18 protein-coding genes are annotated in these 19,347 nt (G+C 58.6%); 8 read left to right on the top strand and 10 right to left on the bottom strand.

What is annotated here, in order from left to right:
* Positions 1–58 precede the first annotated feature (58 nt).
* The 5 genes from gatB to gatC all read right to left on the bottom strand — a co-directional run bounded on the left by gatB (position 59) and on the right by gatC (position 5,690).
* Positions 59–1,558: an Asp-tRNA(Asn)/Glu-tRNA(Gln) amidotransferase subunit GatB gene (gatB, locus tag JMN37_RS07440; RefSeq protein WP_252931504.1), complete on the bottom strand. Its 1,500-nt coding sequence runs from the start codon at positions 1,556–1,558 to the stop codon at positions 59–61.
* 22 nt (positions 1,559–1,580) lie between these two features.
* Positions 1,581–2,585 carry a bile acid:sodium symporter family protein gene (locus JMN37_RS07435; protein WP_070976362.1) on the bottom strand — a complete coding sequence of 335 codons (1,005 nt, stop codon included), beginning with the start codon at positions 2,583–2,585 and terminating at the stop codon, positions 1,581–1,583.
* A gap of 90 nt (positions 2,586–2,675) precedes the next feature.
* Positions 2,676–3,707 (bottom strand): 6-phosphofructokinase, encoded by a 1,032-nt coding sequence (locus JMN37_RS07430; RefSeq protein ID WP_070479179.1) that lies wholly within the window; start codon positions 3,705–3,707, stop codon positions 2,676–2,678.
* A 199-nt stretch (positions 3,708–3,906) separates the two neighbouring features.
* Positions 3,907–5,388, bottom strand: coding sequence for an Asp-tRNA(Asn)/Glu-tRNA(Gln) amidotransferase subunit GatA (gene gatA / locus JMN37_RS07425; RefSeq protein WP_252931502.1), 1,482 nt, complete (start codon positions 5,386–5,388; stop codon positions 3,907–3,909).
* Between the two features lie 2 nt (positions 5,389–5,390).
* The gene (gatC, locus tag JMN37_RS07420; protein WP_070362590.1) at positions 5,391–5,690 is read right to left on the bottom strand and encodes an Asp-tRNA(Asn)/Glu-tRNA(Gln) amidotransferase subunit GatC; all 300 of its coding nucleotides are present in this window, start codon (positions 5,688–5,690) and stop codon (positions 5,391–5,393) included.
* Positions 5,691–5,879: 189 nt separating this feature from the next.
* On the opposite strand from gatC, the gene JMN37_RS07415 reads away from it, so the two are divergent.
* Positions 5,880–6,545 carry an ACT domain-containing protein gene (locus JMN37_RS07415; protein WP_252931501.1) on the top strand — a complete coding sequence of 222 codons (666 nt, stop codon included), beginning with the start codon at positions 5,880–5,882 and terminating at the stop codon, positions 6,543–6,545.
* On the opposite strand, the gene ligA is transcribed toward JMN37_RS07415, so the two are convergent.
* On the bottom strand, positions 6,542–8,590 hold the full coding sequence (gene ligA / locus JMN37_RS07410; RefSeq protein ID WP_252931500.1) for an NAD-dependent DNA ligase LigA: 2,049 nt from the start codon (positions 8,588–8,590) through the stop codon (positions 6,542–6,544). The genes JMN37_RS07415 and ligA overlap by 4 nt on opposite strands.
* 50 nt (positions 8,591–8,640) lie before the next feature.
* On the opposite strand from ligA, the gene JMN37_RS07405 reads away from it, so the two are divergent.
* Positions 8,641–9,324, top strand: coding sequence for a 3'-5' exonuclease (locus JMN37_RS07405; protein WP_070363535.1), 684 nt, complete (start codon positions 8,641–8,643; stop codon positions 9,322–9,324).
* On the opposite strand, the gene JMN37_RS07400 is transcribed toward JMN37_RS07405, so the two are convergent.
* Together JMN37_RS07400 and mnmA are read right to left on the bottom strand one after the other, a co-directional pair.
* A complete protein-coding gene (locus tag JMN37_RS07400; protein ID WP_252931499.1) occupies positions 9,321–10,166 on the bottom strand; it encodes a uroporphyrinogen decarboxylase/cobalamine-independent methonine synthase family protein in 846 nt (281 codons plus the stop codon). The two genes, JMN37_RS07405 and JMN37_RS07400, sit on opposite strands and share 4 nt — an antisense overlap.
* Positions 10,163–11,254 (bottom strand): tRNA 2-thiouridine(34) synthase MnmA, encoded by a 1,092-nt coding sequence (mnmA, locus tag JMN37_RS07395; protein ID WP_070479184.1) that lies wholly within the window; start codon positions 11,252–11,254, stop codon positions 10,163–10,165. The genes JMN37_RS07400 and mnmA overlap by 4 nt, the downstream gene beginning before the upstream one ends.
* Positions 11,255–11,348: 94 nt before the next feature.
* Here mnmA and JMN37_RS07390 point away from each other — a divergent pair, with 94 nt between their 5' ends.
* From JMN37_RS07390 to JMN37_RS07365, 6 genes are all read left to right on the top strand, one after another.
* Entirely contained in the window at positions 11,349–12,536 is a 1,188-nt protein-coding gene (locus JMN37_RS07390; RefSeq protein WP_252931497.1) for a sensor histidine kinase, read from the top strand.
* On the top strand, positions 12,533–13,237 hold the full coding sequence (locus tag JMN37_RS07385; protein WP_070362596.1) for a response regulator: 705 nt from the start codon (positions 12,533–12,535) through the stop codon (positions 13,235–13,237). The genes JMN37_RS07390 and JMN37_RS07385 overlap by 4 nt, the downstream gene beginning before the upstream one ends.
* Positions 13,238–13,319: 82 nt before the next feature.
* On the top strand, positions 13,320–14,234 hold the full coding sequence (locus tag JMN37_RS07380) for an ABC transporter ATP-binding protein (RefSeq protein ID WP_252931495.1): 915 nt from the start codon (positions 13,320–13,322) through the stop codon (positions 14,232–14,234).
* On the top strand, positions 14,231–14,977 hold the full coding sequence (locus JMN37_RS07375; protein ID WP_252931493.1) for an ABC transporter permease: 747 nt from the start codon (positions 14,231–14,233) through the stop codon (positions 14,975–14,977). The genes JMN37_RS07380 and JMN37_RS07375 overlap by 4 nt, the downstream gene beginning before the upstream one ends.
* A gap of 2 nt (positions 14,978–14,979) precedes the next feature.
* Complete coding sequence (locus tag JMN37_RS07370) at positions 14,980–15,729, top strand: ABC transporter permease (protein ID WP_252931492.1); 750 nt, start codon at positions 14,980–14,982, stop codon at positions 15,727–15,729.
* 16 nt (positions 15,730–15,745) lie between these two features.
* Positions 15,746–16,555: a spermidine synthase gene (locus JMN37_RS07365; protein ID WP_070479190.1), complete on the top strand. Its 810-nt coding sequence runs from the start codon at positions 15,746–15,748 to the stop codon at positions 16,553–16,555.
* On the opposite strand, the gene JMN37_RS07360 is transcribed toward JMN37_RS07365, so the two are convergent.
* Together JMN37_RS07360 and JMN37_RS07355 are read right to left on the bottom strand one after the other, a co-directional pair.
* Complete coding sequence (locus tag JMN37_RS07360; RefSeq protein WP_070479191.1) at positions 16,552–17,613, bottom strand: glycoside hydrolase family 25 protein; 1,062 nt, start codon at positions 17,611–17,613, stop codon at positions 16,552–16,554. The two genes, JMN37_RS07365 and JMN37_RS07360, sit on opposite strands and share 4 nt — an antisense overlap.
* A 1,133-nt stretch (positions 17,614–18,746) precedes the next feature.
* The coding region (locus JMN37_RS07355; RefSeq protein ID WP_252931491.1) for a hypothetical protein at positions 18,747–19,347 on the bottom strand (601 nt) is incomplete at its 5' end.

Raw genomic sequence — 19,347 nt, 5'->3', positions numbered from 1 at the left:
ATGGAAGAGCCCCCGCACCGGTTCAAATCGGCGCGGGGGCTCCTTTATGCGATGTAGCTTAGGACAGCTTCTTCGCGATCAGCTTGTTCACCTGACCAGGATCAGCCTTGCCCTGCGTTGCCTTCATCACGGCACCGACAATCGCGCCGGTTACCTTCTTGTTGCCGGCTCGGTACTTCTCAACGATGTCCGGGTTGGCAGCCAATGCGTCGTCGACAGCCTTTTCGATAGCGCCATCATCACGCACGACCTCGAGGCCACGAGCAGCGACAACCTCGTCAACATGGCCCTCGCCAGCAATCACGCCGTCGATAGCCTGGCGACCCAGTTTGGTCGTCAGCTTGCCTTCTTTCACCAACTCGACCACACGAGCAACGTCCTTTGGCGTCACTCCAACCGCGTCAAGATCCTTGCCGAGCTCGTTTGCCTTGCTCTGAATGTACGACACCCACCAAGCACGCGCCTCGTCAGGAGTCGTACCTTCCTCGACTGTATCCACAACCAGATCCAACGCGCCAGCGTTCACCAAATCGCGGAACTCCTTCTCAGGCAACTGCCACTCTTCCTGGATTCGCGCCCGGCGCACCCACGGAAGCTCCGGAAGCGTCTTGCGGATCTCCTCCACCCACTCAGGCTTCGCGATAACTGGGGGCAGGTCTGGGTCGTTGAAGTAGCGGTACTCAGAGGCCTCTTCTTTTGGACGCCCCTTCGACGTCGAGCCATCCTTCTCCTGGTAGTGGCGGGTCTCCTGCACAATCTCTTCGCCGTTGACGAGCGCCTGTGCCTGACGCATCATCTCGAAGCGGACGGCCTGCTCAACCGACTTCAAGGAGTTGATGTTCTTCGTCTCCGTACGGGTACCGAACTTCTCCTGACCAATCGGGCGTAGCGAAACGTTCGCATCACAGCGCATCGACCCCTGGTCCATGCGTGCATCAGAGACACCGAGAGCCTTCACAAGCTCGCGGAGCGCGCCAACGTACGCACGAGCGACCTCGGGAGCACGCTCCCCTGCACCGATAATCGGCTTCGTCACGATCTCAATGAGCGGAACACCAGCGCGGTTACAGTCAACCAACGAGGCCGTCGCACCCGTGATGCGCCCCGAGGCAGACCCGAGGTGAGTCAGCTTACCGGTGTCTTCTTCCATATGCGCGCGCTCAATTTCAACGCGGTACTCAGTACCGTCATCGAGCAGGACATCCAGGTAGCCGTCGTACGCGATCGGCTCGTCGTACTGCGAAATCTGGTAGTTCTTCGGCTGATCCGGGTAAAAGTAGTTCTTACGCGCGAAGCGCGAGCTTTCCGCAATCTTGCAGTTCAGCGCAAGGCCGATCTTGATTGCCCACTCAACGCCCTTTGCATTAACGACGGGCAATGCGCCAGGCAACCCAAGCGACACCGGGTCGACGTTGGTGTTTGGCGCCGCACCGAAGTGGGCTGAAGATGTCGAGAACATCTTGGTCTCGGTTGCTAACTCAACGTGTACCTCCAACCCCATAACCGGGTCGAATTTTTTCAGTACTTCGTCGTAATCCATCAGGTCGTACGCAGTCATAGTGTTCTAGTGTAGTGCTCTCCTAGTTCTCCGTGTCGCTTGGCGCGCCAATAGCACGTTTCCGCTGGTCTACGGAGCGACAGATGAACGCAAATACCGCACCGGAGAGGTTGTGCCATACAGAAAACACTGCCGCTGGAAGTGCCGCGACTGGGTTCATGTACTGTGCGGCAAGTGTGGCGGCTAGGCCGGAGTTCTGCATCCCAACCTCGACAGCCATTGTTCGAGAAGCGGTTTCCGGCTGACGCGTGACCTTTCCAGTCAGGTAGCCCAGCAGGTACCCCAGGATGTTGTGGATTGCTACACACAGCAGCACCAAGAGACCAGCCTCTGCAAGTTTCTCACGGGAGCCCTGCACGACAATCGCCACGATCATCGAGATCGCAATCACAGAGACCCACGGCAGCGCAGGCAAGATGGCGTCAACAAGCTGAGGCAGCACGAGGCGCACGACGAGACCGAGCACGATTGGAACGATGACCATCTTGACGATCGACAGCGCCATTGCTGCTGCACTCACTGGCATGTGCTGACCTGCCAGCCACAGAGTCAACAGCGGCGTCATTATTGGTGCAAGCAGCGTCGATACCGACGTCATAGTGACCGACAAAGCTACGTCACCACGGGAAAGGTAGCTAACGACGTTGGATGACGTCCCGCCTGGTGCGCACCCAACCAAGATCACACCTGCCGCGATTTCAGACGGCAGACCGAGCACCACAGTGATAGCTACTGCAATTGCAGGCATGATGACGAACTGCGCAACCACACCGATGAGTACCGGGAGCGGACGCGAAAAAACGAGACGAAAATCAACTGGACGCAAGGTAAGCCCCATGCCGAACATCACAATGCCCAGGAGCCACGTAGTCCAACCAGAAATTGGGGCCACCGCGCCAGGTGCTGCTGCACCAAGCGCGAAGCCAATCAGTACTAGCACGGGGAAGCCCAGCGTTGCGAAGTATGCAGCGCGGTCCTGGGCAGTCCCGCTAGATGGTTCTCTTTTCTCACCTACCGAAACAGTCATAGGTCAGACTATAGACACACAAAAGGAGCGCCCGCGCCAGTTTCCGCAAAAATCTTTTGCACTGGCGCGGGCGCTCCACCCAAAAATTTCTTATCCAAACATGCTTCGTGCAGTTTTATACCGGTGTTCCGGAACCGTCTTCAGGTGTGCCACCGCGGACTCGAGCGGCACGAGGTCGATATCCTCACCGTGCAGAGCTACACAGGTATCAAAGTTGCCTTCGTGTGCGGCACGGGCTGCGTGCACGCCGTAACGGGTGGCAAGCACTCGGTCATACGCCGTTGGCGTACCACCGCGCTGGATGTGCCCCAGCACCGTAGTTCGGACATCGTAACCAAGGCGGCGCTTAATCTCGTCAGCGATGATCTGCCCCATCCCGTTGAAGGTCTTGTGGCCGAACTCGTCTTCCTCACCGAGGCCTGCATCCATCGTGCCCTCTTTCGGGATAGCGCCTTCGGCGACAACGATGATGCCGTACTTCTCTCCCATCTGGAAGCGGCGCTCCATTGCCTTGCAAATATCTGCAATGTCGAATGGGTCCTCAGGGATGACCGTGTAGTGTGCACCACCTGCCATACCGGCATGGAGTGCAATCCAGCCGACGTGGCGGCCCATCACTTCGACGATCAAGATGCGGTTGTGTGATTCCGCAGTCGTATGCAGGCGGTCAATCGCGTCGGTAGCAACCGATACTGCGGTGTCAAAGCCGAACGTGTAGTCAGTTGCGGCAACGTCGTTGTCAATGGTCTTTGGAACGCCGACAACCGGAATGCCATTATCGGACAACCACTTGGCACCTTTGAGGGTACCTTCGCCGCCAATGGCGATCAGGGCGTCGATACCGGCGTCATCCATATTCGCCTTAATAGTGTCGATACCGGCTTTGAACTTGTCGGGGTGCAAACGGCCGGTCCCCAGGATGGTGCCGCCGCGCAGCAAAATCGAATCGATAAACGCATCGTCGTACAGGTCAATCCTGCGGTCTTCCATCAGCCCGACCCAGCCATCGAGGTACCCGACAACTGTCGAGCCATATTCCGCGCTGGCAGTTCGGACGATTCCGCGAATGACGGCGTTCAGCCCTGGGCAGTCGCCGCCGGAGGTAAGAGTGGCAAGTCGCATACACACAACCCTAGCGCTTTCAAGGCAAAAGGGCTTATTCCGCATGCCCAAAAATCAAATTACCCCTGGTCACAGGCATCAAATTGATGCTCCCATTCACACACAAATCCACAACATAGGCGATTAAGGTGTTATCAAAATGAAAACGACCCCGCGGCAGTAACCTGCGGGGTCGTGGTGGATATGCCAGATAAGAATGCTAGCGTCCAGCCTCAAACGCCGCACCAACACGGTACAGGCGCTCATCTTCAAAAGCAGGAGCAATAATCTGCAGGCCAACAGGAAGACCAGTATCGCTTGCCGTCCCCGCAGGTACGCTCATGCCCGGGAGGCCTGCCAGGTTCAACGGCAAGGTGAAGAGGTCAAAGTTGTACATTGCCAACGGATCGTCGACCTTCTCCCCGATCTTGAACGCAGTCTGAGGAACGGCAGGGCCAGCGATGACATCCACCTTCTCAAACGCCCGACGGAAATCCTGCGCGATGAGGGTACGCACACGCTGCGCCTGCAGGTAGTAGGCGTCGTAGTAACCAACAGACAACGCATACGTGCCGAGGATGATGCGACGCTTCACCTCCGGACCAAAGCCGTCACCACGGGACGACGCCATAACCTCTTCCGCAGAGTGCTTGCCGTCGTCACCCGTGCGCAGGCCATAGCGCATACCGTCAAAGCGCGCTAGGTTCGACGAAACCTCGGACATCTGGATGATGTAGTACGCACCCATAACGTCGTCGAAGCTCGGGCAGTCCACTTCGACGATCTCTGCGCCCTGACGTTCGAACTGTGCAAAGGCGGCGTCGATACGCTCAGTGACGCCTGGCTGGGTACCTGGGCGCGAGAACTGCTTCACGCGCCCGATCTTCACGCCAGACAGATCGCCCGAAGCGCCCTGCTCGGCGGCAGCTGCGAGCTCCTGTACCGGAGTATCAACGCTTGTGGCGTCGAACTCGTCGTGGCCGCCAATAATCTCGTGCAGCAACGCCGTGTCGAGGACGTTGTTCGCACACGGTCCAACCTGATCCAGCGATGACGCACAAGCGATCACACCGTAGCGGGAAACACCGCCGTACGTCGGCTTCACACCGACGGTGCCTGTCAGCGATGCGGGCTGACGAATAGAGCCACCGGTATCAGTGCCAATACCAATTGGTGCCTGGCCAGAGGCAAGTGCAGCAGCGGTACCACCGCCAGATCCACCCGGAACACGCTCGAGGTCATGCGGGTTACGGGTGACCTGATAGGCGGAGTTCTCAGTGGAGGAACCCATCGCAAACTCGTCGAGGTTCGTCTTGCCCAGAATTGGGATACCGGCCTCGCGCAACTTGCGGACTACCGTAGCGTCGTACGGGCTGCGGTATCCCTCAAGCATCTTCGATGCAGCGGTGGTCGGAGCATCCGTCGTCACCAGCAAATCCTTCAGCGCCAGTGGTACACCAGCCAGCTTTGAAGCCGGCGGCTTACCAGCAGCAACCTGGGCATCCACCGCGTCTGCCGCAGCGAGAGCCTCCTCGGCGCCGACATGCAGGAATGCCCCAAGCTCGTTATCAGTCTCCGCAATGCGGTCCAGGAATGCCTGGGTAACCTCGCGCGACGTCAGCTCGCCGGATTGGATCTTCTGTGCAAGCACGTGAGCTGGAAGCGACACAATGCCTTCAGATGGAAGCGTGTACTCAGTCATGCCTACTCACTTTCTCCAAGGATCTGTGGAACTACGAAGCGCTCTTCATCAACTTCAGGGGCCTGGTCAAGGGCCTGCGCCTGCGTCAACGTCTTCTTCTCGACGTCCGGCCTCATGCCAGCGTCAATCGAGTGGGGGTGGCTCATCGGCTCCACCCCATCAGTGTCGACCTGTTGCACCTTCGAAACAGCGTCAACAATGGTGTCGAGCTGCTGGGCGATCTGGTCAAGCTCATCCTCCTGCAACGCAATTCGCGCAAGGCGTGCGATGCGGGAGACCTCATCGCGTGAAATCTCAGCCAATGTGAAGTCCAATCTTTACCGTAGGTTAGCCACTAAAACGTGTTCATTCTACGTTATCCCCAGAACCCGCATCGCACTAGGCAACACCACACCATCGCCCCATCCCTTTTCGCCTCATTTTTACAATTGCATGCATATATTCATGTAATTGGCAGCATGCTGTCCGTATGCAGTGCTATAAAAGAGCCTATGTCTTACCTCGTACGAGTGACCTTGCCCGACCTACCCGGCAGTCTTGGCGAACTCGCGGAAGCCTTCGGCGTAATCGACGCAAATATTCAGTCCGTCGACATCGTCGAGACTGATCCAAGCGGTACCGTCACTGACGACATTGTCGTCAGCCTGCCCACCGGAACGATGGTCGACGCACTCATTACAGCAGCTTCAGCCATCGACGGCGTTGAAGTTGATTCGATCCGCCCGTTCACTGGGCGCGTTGACCGCAGTGGGCACATCCGGATGCTGGCGAAAATCGCCGAGCTTGCAAACAATCCGAAGCAGGCACTCGACGAGTTAACCGTGATGATCCCCCAGGCAATGACCTCTTCCTGGGCCGTGGTGCTGAAGCACACCCCCGAAGGACTCGACCGCCTGTGCGCCTCCCAGGCTGCACCAGAAGATGACCAATCCCACCCAATCATGCCGCCGCTCGAGCATGCGCGGGTGCTCGTTCCGGACAATGACACGTGGACACCAGAATCGTGGTGGCAACTCGATACCGCGCTTGCCATCACTCCCCTCGGCGCCTCCGAGTACATTCTCGTCGTTGGTCGCATCGGCGGCCCTGATTTCCTTGCATCAGAGGTAGCTCAGATCGGAGACTTGGGAACCATCATCGGTTCGATAATTTCCTAGTCTTCAACTCCTTCTGGCCCCTGTTCGAGCAGGCGCGTGAACTCTTCCTCGTTGAGAATCCTGAGGCCGAGCTCACGCGCCTTTTGCTCTTTTGAACCGGCATTTTCGCCGACGACCACAAAGTCCGTCTTCTTTGACACAGACCCCGACGCCTTACCACCACGCGACACGATCGCTTCTTTCGCGCCATCACGTGTGTATTCCTCGAGCGTGCCCGTCACCACCACGGTGATCCCCTCAAGGGTTTGCGGAGCAACGTCGGCGGCATCAACTTCCATCGTCACGCCAGCAGCTGTCCACTTTTCGACGATCTCGCGGTGCCAGTCAACGCGGAACCACTCTTGGAACGATTCCGCAATGATGGCGCCTACTCCGTCTGTTTGCGCAAGGTCCTCCAGTGGGGCGTCGACAAGCGCTTCCATGCTGCCGTAACGGGAGGCGAGTGCACGAGCTGCGGTCGGACCGACGTGTCGAATTGAAAGCGCGACGAGGACTCGCCAGAAATCGGCATTTTTCGCAGTGTCGAGGTTCTCCAGCAGCTTACGGCCAGAGGCATTTACCGCACCTTTCTTCGTGGTGTAGACCTGTGACTTCTTGAGGTCTTCCTCTGTGAGATCAAACAGGTCACCCTCGTCTTGGATCACACCTGTGTCAATCATGTCCTGCGCGCCCTTCTCGCCCAGCGCCTCAATGTCAAAGGCGCCACGACTGGCGAGGTACTTCAGGCGTTGCGCCAGCTGGGCCGGGCATGAGCGCGTATTCGGGCAGCGCCAGTCCGCATCCCCTTCCTTCGCAGGCGCCAAGGTTGCCCCGCAACTTGGGCACTCCGCGGGGAACACGAACTCCCGCTCCTCTCCAGTGCGAAGATCTGCGACGGGACCCAACACCTCAGGGATAATCTCGCCAGCTTTACGCACTACGACCGTGTCACCAATGAGGACGCCCTTGCGGCGGACCTCGGTCGGATTGTGCAACGTCGCCATGGCGACAGTCGTACCAGACACAAAGACCGGCTCCATTACCGCGTACGGTGTTACGCGACCAGTTCGCCCAACGGAAACCTCAATATCGAGCAGTTTCGTCGTGACCTCCTCCGGCGGGTACTTGTACGCAATCGCCCACCGTGGCGCCCGCGACGTCGCTCCTAGTTGGCGCTGTTCCTCAACCGCATCGACTTTTACAACGAGCCCATCCATCTCGTGGATCGCGTCGTGGCGGTGCTGTTCCCAATAGCGAACGGCATCCACCACCGCGTCAGCAGTTGCTGCGCGCTTTGTATACTCCGAAACTGGTAGGCCCCAGGCGGCCATTTGCTCATAAGCTTCGTGTTGGGTTGCCGGAGCAAACCCCTCACGTGCGCCGATACCATGGCAAATCATGCGCAGTTTGCGCTTTTTCACATCCTCGGGATCCTTTTGACGCAAGCCTCCGGCAGCCGCGTTGCGCGGATTCGCGAACGGTTTCCCGCCCTCTTCGATGCGAGCAGCGTTGAGATCTGGGAAGTCCTCGGGCCGGATAAAAACTTCCCCTCGCACCTCGACTAGCGCCGGGGCATCGCCCTGCAGCTGGTGCGGAATATCTTCAATGACCTTTGCATTGGCCGTAATGTCCTCGCCCACGCGCCCGTCACCACGCGTAGCAGCGCGAACCAGCTCGCCGTTTTCATACACGAGGTCGATCGAAAGCCCGTCGATCTTGAGCTCTGTCAGATACGGGCCCGGCGCCTTTGCCAGCCAGTCTCGTAGCTCTGCCTCCGAGAAAACATTATCTAGGCTCATCATCCGTTCGAGGTGCTCGACATCGTCGAATGCACCGCCGGTCGGCGCACCGACCTGCATCGTCGGTGAGTCCGGAACAGCGAGCTCGGGGTGCTCTTCCTCAAGTCGCACCAAGCGCTGGAAAAGCTCATCAAACTCGGCGTCACTAATAACGGGTTGGCTGTTGTAGTACAGATCCCGATGGTGGCGAACTTGGCTGGCAATCTCATCCCAGAGTCGACGCACATCGACGTCATTAGCAGGCAATTCGTTCACATTTTCGTTCATAACGTGCAAGTCTAGCGTCTCTGTCCGACACGGTTAGTAAGGTAATGTGCATGGCTTTCTTCGACGCATCCCGCATGATGTCCTTCGACCTCGAGACGACTTCTGTGAACCCACGCACTGCTCGTATTGTGACGTCCTCCCTTGTCACGATCGACGGTGCGCAGGCGAACGCGCACGAGGCGCTCGCGGACCCAGGGGTTGAGATCCCCGCAGAGGCTGCCGCGGTCCACGGCATCACCACGGAGTACGCCCGCGCGCACGGCCGCCCGCACGATGAGGTCTTGCAAGAAACAGTTGACATGATTAAGCGCGGTTGGGAGGACGGCCTCACTCTCATCGTTTTTAACGCGCCGTATGACCTTTCTGTGCTGCGACAGCTCACCGGAGACTTCACTGTAACCGGCCCGGTTTTCGACCCTCTCGTCATCGACCGGGCGAAGGACCGCTACAGGAAGGGGAAACGCAACCTCGGCGCTCTGTGCGAGCTGTACGGAGTGAAGCTCGACAACGCTCACGATGCGACGGCTGATGCGACCGCCGCTGCGCGCCTTGCGTGGAAGCAGGTCCGCTCCACCTACCCTGAACTCGCCCAGATGAGCACGGACGAGTTGATGGAGTTTCAGGCCGTGGAGTACTACAAACTCCAAACAGAGTTGCGGGAGTTCTTCGAGTCGAAGGGGCGTGATGTCTCAAACCTCACGACGTCGTGGCCGATGATCGGGGATGCGAGTTAGCGCAGCCCTTCCGCCATTTCAGCGGCTTCACGGTAGTTCGCAGCGGCCTGTTTCAACGTATCCGCGGGTCGTGCCCACACGTCGAAGCTGCAGGCCTCAGGGGCGGTTTGGAGTTCGTCGAGCACGTTCCACACGTCCCTTGGCCGCATGGGTGCAAGCGAGAAGCGGCTGCCGCGATCGAGCAGTTGCGCAAAGCGGTCTTTTTCGGCGGTTGATTGTAGGTCCGCAAGGTCTACGGTCTGCCAAGGGACGTTGATCATCACTGGCGCGTGGAGCAGGTACTTACCAAAGCCTGCGAGGCGCTCCTCCGGTTCTGGGTACGCCGGGATGCGTTCGGCATCAGTCGCACCACGCAGCGAGCCTCGCATCACGGCGTCGAGGCTTGGCTCGTCGATTTGCAGCACTGTCGGCGCTAATCGACGCCCCACATCCTCTCGATGATCGTCAATAGCCTGTGCAAGCGCCTCGGTCACATCCCGCAGCGCACCAGTGTCCGTGATCATGCGGTGTCCATTGCGCATCTCAATTTCTGCTGCAAGTGTCCAAGGACCGACAACCTGGACTTTGATCGCATCGAGCTTGCCGGCCCACAGCGATTCCAGGACATCCAGGTCGCGATCCATCTGGTCACGCACCGCCCGGTGCTGGGTACCAACGCGCCATCCGCGCGGACCGCGGTCGATGGGAATGTCGAGCAACGCGGCTGTTCGCCCAATCAGGTCACTCCCGATCCCACGCTCTGGCAGCTGTGGAATGTGTGGCAGCGGTGATTCTGAAAGCACAACGTCCGCGGCGGTGACGAGGTCTGTGCCGGGTAACTCCCCGAGGCCGAACGCCGTCATGGTTGCACGCTCGAAGTCCCACAAATCGTGCCGGACCCCAGCACCACGTCACCGCGCCCGTCCGGGTCAGGCAAGTACAGCACGGCAGCCTGCCCTCGCGCGACTCCCTCCAGGGGCGTCTCCAACTCGAGATGCATGCTGTTGCCCTCAACGCGTGCGTGGCAGGCGACGACCCCGCCGTGCGCACGGATCTGTACATTGGCCGCGAACTCACCTTGCATCGCCGGATGCAATACTTTCAGGCGGTCTGCGTCGATCTGCCAGACTTTGAGCGCTTCGCGCGGCCCGACAGTAACCGTGCCCGTGGTGGCGTCGACATCGGTGACGTAGCGCGGCTTTCCGTCCTGGGCTGGCACGCGAAGGTTGAGGCCGCGGCGCTGTCCGATGGTGTACTGGAACGCGCCGTCGTGCTCTTTGAGCTCGGTGCCGTCCTGATCGCGCACGATTCCTGGGCGCATACCGATGGACCTACCCAAAAATGCCTGGGTGTTGCCGTCCGGGATAAAGCAAATATCGTAGGAGTCCGGCTTCTGCGCGGTAGCGAACCCGAACGCTGCCGCCTCCTCACGAATCTGAGGTTTTTCCGTATCACCGACTGGGAAGATGCACTTGTCAAGCTCATCACGCGTCAGCACTCCCAACACATAAGACTGGTCTTTCAGCGGGTCCACCGAGCGCCGCAGGTTCCCGTCTTCGTCGATAGTTGCGTAATGGCCGGTAGCGATCGCGTCGAACCCAAGCGCGACAGCGCGCTCAAGCAAGGCAGCAAACTTGATTTTCTCGTTGCATCGCAGGCATGGATTCGGGGTCTCACCATGCTCGTACGACCACACGAAATTATCAATGACCTCAGCTTTAAAGCGATCGGAAAAGTCCCACACATAAAATGGAATCCCGAGTTTGTCGCACACACGTCGAGCGTCCGCAGAATCCTCCAGCGAGCAACACCCGCGTGCCGACTCTCTGGTGGCCTGCGGGTCCTGTGAGAGCGCCAGATGCACTCCCACAACGTCGTGGCCAGCCTGGACAAGGCGTGCTGCGGCCACCGAGCTGTCCACGCCTCCACTCATCGCCACTAAAACTCGCATGTGGCGGAAGTGTACCCGCGAGTAGAAGGAGAAGGAAAGCGCCCGGCGAATCATACCGTGGCATGACGACAGCCCTGCGCAGGTCGATTAGGTTATGGATATGCCTCCCTTTACTGCCCGCATGCCGGTCCGCATTCGTGACGCAAGCATCGCTTTTGTCCTCGGCGTGTGTGCTTCGCTTGGTGTCCTGAGTGCCACGAGATCTGCATGGGCGGTCGTACCTCTCCTGCTGTGGGCTATCGTCGCCCCTTTTTCCCGCTGGCGATGGCCAACTGCAACTGTGCTCACCGCATTCGTCCTATTGGGGATGCGTGCATTCAGCACGAACCTCACGGTAGCGGTGATTGTCGTTGGGGTCTTCACTGCCTACATCATCCGTCGCAATGTTCGCCCAGTTCTTCGCGACTTCGCTGCCATTGCGCTCGTTACAGGAGACCTCGTGGCACTCTCACTCGTATCGCCCGTGCCTCGGAGCATGCCCTTTGAGCAGCAGCTTCCCTACCTCGCGTGGAGCGCCACGTTGCTAGTGGCGGCTGGACTCTTCGGCGAGCTACGCAGGCGGACCGAAGAAGCCGCAACCCGCGAGCTCGAGCAGGCGCTGCGGCAGCAACGGATCGAGCTTCAACAGGCTATGTCTGAGCAACGCGCGTTCCTTGCCCGCGAGATCCACGACGTGGTTACCCATTCGCTCACTGTGATTGTTGCGCAGGCCGATGGCGGACGCTACGGCGGGGACTGCGACAAAGCCCTTCGAGTAATCGGAGAGGTCGGACGGGAATCCCTGGCGCAAATGCGCGAAGTGGTCGCGCTCCTTCGCGCGCCCGAGTCGCGGTCGGTGGAACCTTCACCAGTGTCTCTAGATTTCGAAGAGCTGGTTCGTACGAGTCGACTCGGCGGCCTGGATATCACTTACTCGCAAACGGGATCTGCACCAGAGCAGCTACCACTTGCTACGTCCCTTGCGGCCAGACGCGTGGTCCAGGAGGCTCTCACGAATGCGCTCAAACACGGCGACGGCGCTGCTTTGCTTGATGTGACGTGGGAGGAAAAACAAGTGGTAATCCGTGTGAGCAATGGATTCGATGGCACTGCAGCAAGCCTTGTCAATGGCCACGGCTTGCGTGGGATGCGGGAGCGCGCCGCTCTTATCGGGGCAACTTTGCAGGCAGGCCCCACCCCCACCAACAGCGGGCGTGCAGAGTGGGTCACGCAAGTGCGAATCCCCTACGTTGAGCAAGGTCTCGCCGGAGTGATACACCCCGACACGTTGGAGCATGCATGAGCACAATTCGCTTAGGGATCGTCGACGACCAGGCACTCTTCCTCCACGGTATCCAGCTCGTCATCGACTCCCAGACAGATTTGGGCGTCGATTGGCTGGCCTCGAACGGCGCTGAGGCACTCGAGCAACAGGCATCCCACCCGGTCGATGTAGTGCTGATGGATGTGCAAATGCCCATCCTCGACGGCATTGCCGCGACAGCCGAGTACGCCAGCCGTTTCCCGCAAACCAAGGTCATTATCCTCACCACGTTCGATGACGAGGATTACGTCGTGGACGCACTGCGGGCCGGCGCCAGTGGGTTCTTGCTCAAGGACACACAACCCGAGGAACTTCTCGACGCCATCCGTACCGTCGCTGCTGGCGATGCCGTCATCTCTCCGCGCGCCACCAAACGCATCATTGCTCGGATCTCTCACAGCACGCGCCAAGCCGCACACGCCGACGAGGAGCTTTCAATTTCTGCGACTGACCGCATGGCGCTTGGCGAGCTCACTGCCCGCGAGCGCGAAGTACTCATCGCAATCGGTCGCGGCTGGTCAAACTCGGAGATCTCTGAGCGCATGTTCATTTCCATGCCAACGGTGAAGACGCATGTCGGGAGGATCTTGTCCAAGACCCAGTCGCGCGACCGCGTGCATGCGGCGCTCTTCGCCTATCGCACGGGCCTTGTCGATCGTTCCGATCTCCTCGACGGCTAACCACCATCATCCCCCGGTATGACTTGCAAGATCGTACCAAGCTCCGACGCTTTCGGAGCCTCACTTGGCGATAGTGAACACTATGAACTCACCAATCATTACTACGAAGGGCCTGACGAAGGTCTACGGTGCGCACACAGTCGTCGACAAGCTTTCGCTTGAGGTTCCGCAGGGCGCCGTGCACGGGCTCCTGGGGCCGAACGGCTCCGGCAAATCAACCACAATGAAAATGTTGCTCGGCCTGACCACACCAACTGCCGGGGAGATCACCGTGCTGGGGCAGCCGATGACCCGCTCAACACGCGGCGAGGTACTCGCTAGCATCGGCTCACTCATCGAGTCGCCAGCGGCATACCCGCACCTCACCGGTGCGGAGAACATGAAGATTGTGACGCGTCTATTCAAAGCCGATTCTGCAAACGCGCAGCGCGCGGTACGACTTGTTCGCTTGGAAAAGCACATGGACAAACAGGTCAAGAACTATTCGCTCGGCATGAAGCAACGCCTCGGCATCGCAATCGCGCTCGTACGCGACCCTCAATTGCTCATCCTCGATGAACCAACCAACGGCCTCGACCCTGCGGGTATCGAAGAAATCCGCGAGCTTATCATCAGTCTCGCACGCGACGAAGGCCGTACTGTCCTCGTTTCAAGTCACTTGCTCTCCGAAATGGAGAAGATGGCCACCAGCTTCAGCATTATCAACCAAGGCAAGCTCATATTTCAAGGCTCGAAGCAGCAGCTTTTCGACGCCCACCTCCCCGACGTCTACGTCCAAACCCCACAGGCAGCCGTTGCCACCGAAGTTCTACGAGACTTGCAACCACGCATCGTTTCCGGGGGCGTAGAACTACCCGGACTTACCGAGGAGGCCGTTGCTACTGCATGCGCGCAGCTCGTCCATCACGGAGTCCCGATCTACCAGGTTCTGCGAAAGCACCGCAGCCTGGAAGAAATTTTTATTGGGATGACAGGACGCAAGGGGCTTAGCGCATGAGCATCGAATTCTTGAAGCTGCGTCGTACGCACATCTCGCTACTGGGCGGCGTGCTCTCCCTGGGCATCGTACTGTTCGCTTGTATGAGTTTGTTCTCAGACGGCCAAATCGACGCGTTCACCGCTGCCCCGGAGGCAGCATGGTCGGGCCAACTGATTGCGGTTGCGATGTCGCTCGCATTTCTCACCCCACTGCAATTGGCGCTCATTGCCAGTCGCGCCGTCGATAACGAGCATGCAAGTGGCGGGTGGCTGCTCAACGCGGTTGCTGGCGTCCGCAAGGGCTCGCTGCTGCGACGAAAGTTCCGAGTAGTGGCGCCTCTCATCGTCACGCTCAAGCTGATGGAGTTCACGGCGTGCATCGCGCTACCAGTATTGCTGGGTGCGCCGATGCCTAGCGGAAGCACAGCTGGAGCCTGGGCAGTGTACGGAGTTGCAGCCGTTGTCACTAGCCTAGCGATCACCAGCGCCATGGTCATGCTCGCAGCGGTCACTGAATCGCAAGTAGGAGTGCTGGCATTTGGCGTGGCGGGAGGCTTCCTCGGCATCACCTCGCTGCTTTCCCCTGTGTGGCTCGCTGAGATGAACCCCTTCGGCTATTTTGCAGTCCTACTCCCATACACCTTCGCTAACGAAGGCGCAGTTCCTACGCAACCAGGTTGGGCTTCGTGGTGTGTCTACATCGTGTTGCTCGCTACAGGGTTCGTTGCAATAACGCGAATACTCGACAGGAAAGAAATCTAATCATGGACATGATCGTTAACGAGTTTTGTAAACTTCGGCGCACTTACATCACAATCGTTGCCGTCGCCATCCCACTCGTCTCCGTCGTCTTCGGTGCTGGCAACTACGCCGCCAACTCTGAGACTTTGGAATCCGGGTGGACGAGCTATTGGTCCCAGGCGACGCTATTTTACGGCATGCTTTTCATGGTGGCGGGTATTTCGATTCTCGCGTCCTCCACGTGGCGCGTTGAGCACCGTGGCGGCAACTGGAACACGTTGCTTACCTCGTCCAGATCGGCGGCGAGTCTGGTCACCGCAAAACTTGCTGTACTCATCGCGATGACCTCAATTATGCAGTGCGTGTTCATCGTCTTGAGCACTATCGGTGGTTGGGTCGCTGGCCTATCAGACATGCCGCCGATGGCCCTACTCGCATCGTCCTTACTCGCTGTGGTTCCTGCGATGGCAGTGGCCGCGTGGCAAAGCTTCGCTTCAATGCTGGTCCGCAACTTTGCCATGCCAGTCGCCCTTGGCGTGGTGGCCAGCCTCGTCGCTTTTGGTGCAATTGCTGCCGGCGCCACAGTAGCGCAGTTTCTGCTTCCTCCCGTCGGCGTGGCCACGATGCTGTGGATGGGCGGTAACGCAGTCGCGGGCTCGGGTGTCCTCGAGTGGAGTGCGGTGTCCGGCGTCCTCGCAAGCACCCTGCTGCTTACTGCCACAGCGTGGCTTGCGTCCGTCGTGTACCTGCGCCATGCCGACGTGAAGGCGTAAGGTACTGTCACTGTGCATGGCAGCAAAAAGTGAATTCCATGAAATCGATACCGGCGTCGCGGAGGTTCTCCACGAACCGGACGGCTCCATGGTGCTCCTCGTCAACGGCGTGCCGAGCTCCCACATCGTCCCCGGCGACCCCGAACGGCTGGACTTCGAATACATGAGGTGGATCGCTGATTTTCTGAACGACCAACAGCTTGTCGACGTCCCCCTTTGGCCCAAACCACGCCTAACCCACCTCGGTGGCGCTGCCTGCACACTGCCCCGCTACTTTGCTTCTAAGTGGAACGGCTCGCGCAACACTGTCGTGGAAATTGACATGTCACTTGCCGAGCTCGCCCGCGAACTTTTCGATATCCCCCGTTCACCGGTCGTTAAAATACGAGTCGGTGACGCCCGCGAAGTCACCGACAGCTTCAAACCCAACACCCGCGACATCATCATTCGCGATGTCTTCTCATCAGCGATCACTCCACGAAACCTGACCACGGTGGAGTTCTTCGAGCAAGCGCGGAAATCACTCAGCCCGTCAGGAATATATGTGGCAAACTGCGGCAGCCACGCGGATCTCAAAGAAGCGAAGGAAGAACTGGCTGGCATGCTCGAAGTGTGGCCACACGTTGCCGCTATCGCGGACCCACCAATGCTGAAAGGCCGCCGCTACGGCAACATCGTCCTCATCGCCGCAAACACACCAATCGAGGCCAGCCCTTCGCTAAACCGTGAACTGCTCAAAGGCGCCGTGCCTGCGCAGTTCAAGCACGAAAAATGGGCCCGTAGCCTTGCTACGAGCCCTCGCTACGACGCGCCTACCGACGTCTAGTGCGCAGCGTTATCCAACAGGATCAGCAGGTCACCAACCTGGTAATCACCAATCATCATGTTACGCAGGTCATCCACGGGCAGTTCGCCCTGAGAAGCCAGGCGCTGGACAAGGCCAGCGATGTTGTTCGCGTCCTTAATATCGAAGCCGAATTTCGCAGCCTCCGACGCAACCTGTGATGCACCCAGGGCACCGGCAGCCAACGCGAGGATCGCGACGACCAGCGCCGTGCTGTTCTGTTCCAGAACCTCAAGCTGATCGGAGTCCGGCACCTGGAACGTCTCAAGGACGCCACCTGCGGAACCGAGATTGCCAGCGGCGAAACCGCCGAACTGTGCACCGGTGCCGTTAAACAAGTTCATATCGACAGTCGCCGGAATACCAGCGACCCGGCCGGAGTCGCTGCGCTGCCAGAACGTCAACTTGTCCCAGCCACCGACCGGACGTGGCGGCTGGTTCTGGTATGCGGCAAGCCACAGCGGGTAGCTAGTAAACGCGTTGGTGTTGTTCATCCGCTCGTACCAGAAATAACGGTAGGTATAGAGCATCGGCCGCTTGCCCGATGCACGCTCCAACTCAGTGAGGAAGATCTGCGTCCACGCCGCGAGCTGTGTTGGACCAAGCCCCTCATCGACCTCAAGGTCAAGAACTGGTGGCAGCTGCTGCGCAGGGCCAGCGTTAATGACGTTTGCGAAGTGGCGAGCCTGCGCAATAGGGTCCATCCCCGGTCGCGCATAGTGATATGCACCGACCTTCAAACCTGCATCTGCAGCAGCTTTGACATCTTCTTCGTAAAACGAGTTCTTGTACGTCGTTCCCTCAGTCGCCTTGACGAACGCAAAGTGCTGCCCACCGACCGTTCCAGCCATCTTCCAGTTGATTGGCGCACCACCAGGGCGCTGGTGATCAGCCACATCAACGCCAGAGATCAGACCAGGGATCGATTGAGCATCCGCGTGGGAGCTCAACGATTGAGGTGCAAAAACAGTAAGCGCAAGGGCAAGCGTCGCGGCTACAAAAGCCGCGGTTGCAGAGCGAAGTCTAGGGGCTACATACATACGCGACACTCTAGCGCACACCAGTCACACTATTCACACGCGACACACACAAATCATCAGACGCTTCAGTACTATCTGCCTGTGTGTTGGCTGGGCACCACATTCCCATCGCAAGCAGGCGCGACCAGGGGATTCCGATTGCTAGCGAGAGCAAAACCCGGATTTTGGTGCGCCGCCCTCAGGCCTTCCACACGCTCCTGAACATAGTTCATCTCCCTCAGGGAACTATTTCGGCTTTCAGGCCCAACCCGGTCGACCAGCATCTATGTTTACCCAGCTCGCGACGTGTATCATTTCATTTTAGCTAAGATACAGTAAAAGCGGAGGCATGAATGGATGTAAATAAACTATACATCATATCTTCAGTGATTATGGCAATTGCGGGAATCGTCGTGCTTTTTAGCCGAAATTTTCTTGCAGCCAGCGCTATGCTTGTCGCCTCAGGGTTAGCCGCTGACATTTACCGCTTGAGGAATAATATGAGTGGAAATCAACGGTAATTTCAGAAGACTTGCCCACACCTTTAGCTAGCGACCACCAATGGTGGTCGCTAGCTTTTTGATGCATCTAGCCAGGCCGATCTATAACCTCCTCAGCAACCGATAAACAGACGTTTACGTCCTCAAGCTCCGTCGACACCCTTGCGGATGCCGACGGCTCACGCTAAGACAGCTACGCGTGTCAGCTGCGGGTTTTGGTACCGGTGTTCCGAAGACATTCCGAAGACTCGGTACTGCCCTGTTCCAAGTAGTTGGTACCGCCACCGTCAACGGAGCCGAGCCGACTGTAGCGGCTCGGCTGTATGAATTTATTGTCGTCCGGGTCTACTGGGGCAGCTGAGCGAAGCGAAGGCGGGAGTAACAGAAGGCATGTCCCAGGAACTCGGGTCTTTGGGACGTTGTGTTGAGGAGGTAGCTGGCAGAATAACCTTTGACTGACACAAGCCGTATTTAAACTTCGAGGTTAGATGTGTTCTTTATGAACAGGTTTCATCAAAAATGCATCTGGCGAAGAAAACAAAGAACGTTCCCGGCACCACAGACCTGCAGGGAACAATCCCAACCCCCGCACAACGAAAAGGGCCCATGCCACCAGGAGCACTCCCGGCACCACAGGCCCCACATCACATCCGGCTAGAAGTGCAGACCACCAGCCATCGCAGCGGCAACACCACCACCAATTAACAGCAGCAGCACCACAATCGGAGCAACAATCGCCGCGATATTCGTCTCACCAGCTTGGCTTGCGTTATCGTCGCGAGCAGTCGGCGCTGGACGCTGCGCCGTCGTCAACTGCGAGGACTCATGCTTACCAGCCTTCGCCGTCGACGGGGCAGTCTGTGTATTCTGCTGCGGTTTACGAGGCGCACCAGCCATCGCATCACCATCAACATCCGCATCCATGACCGCGGCAACATCAAACCGGCCAGCAAAGGCCTGCGAGCCATCCTCATTGACCACACGCACATCCAACGGCAACGACGACGTCTTAACCACACCAACACTGATTGGCAGCGCAACCGTCGCCTCGCCTTGGCCTGCAACCGTCACAGTCTGCTCGGCCTTCCCCGACGGGTAGACAACCTCAACACGCATCCGGGCCGCATCCAACCCAGGATTTGCAACCTTCAAGCTCACCATATTCTCACCACGGTGAAGCTCAGGGTCACCTACAACAGCAACCTTCGCGCTGCCCTGCGCGGCCTCAGCTTGCTGCATCGCTTCCTGCTGGGCA

It is taken from the genome of Corynebacterium lipophilum (genome assembly GCF_024102595.1).
Classification (GTDB): Bacteria; Actinomycetota; Actinomycetes; order Mycobacteriales; family Mycobacteriaceae; genus Corynebacterium; species Corynebacterium pseudogenitalium.
Note: the sequence above shows the minus strand (reverse complement) of the source record. Positions and strands in the feature narration are given on the sequence as shown.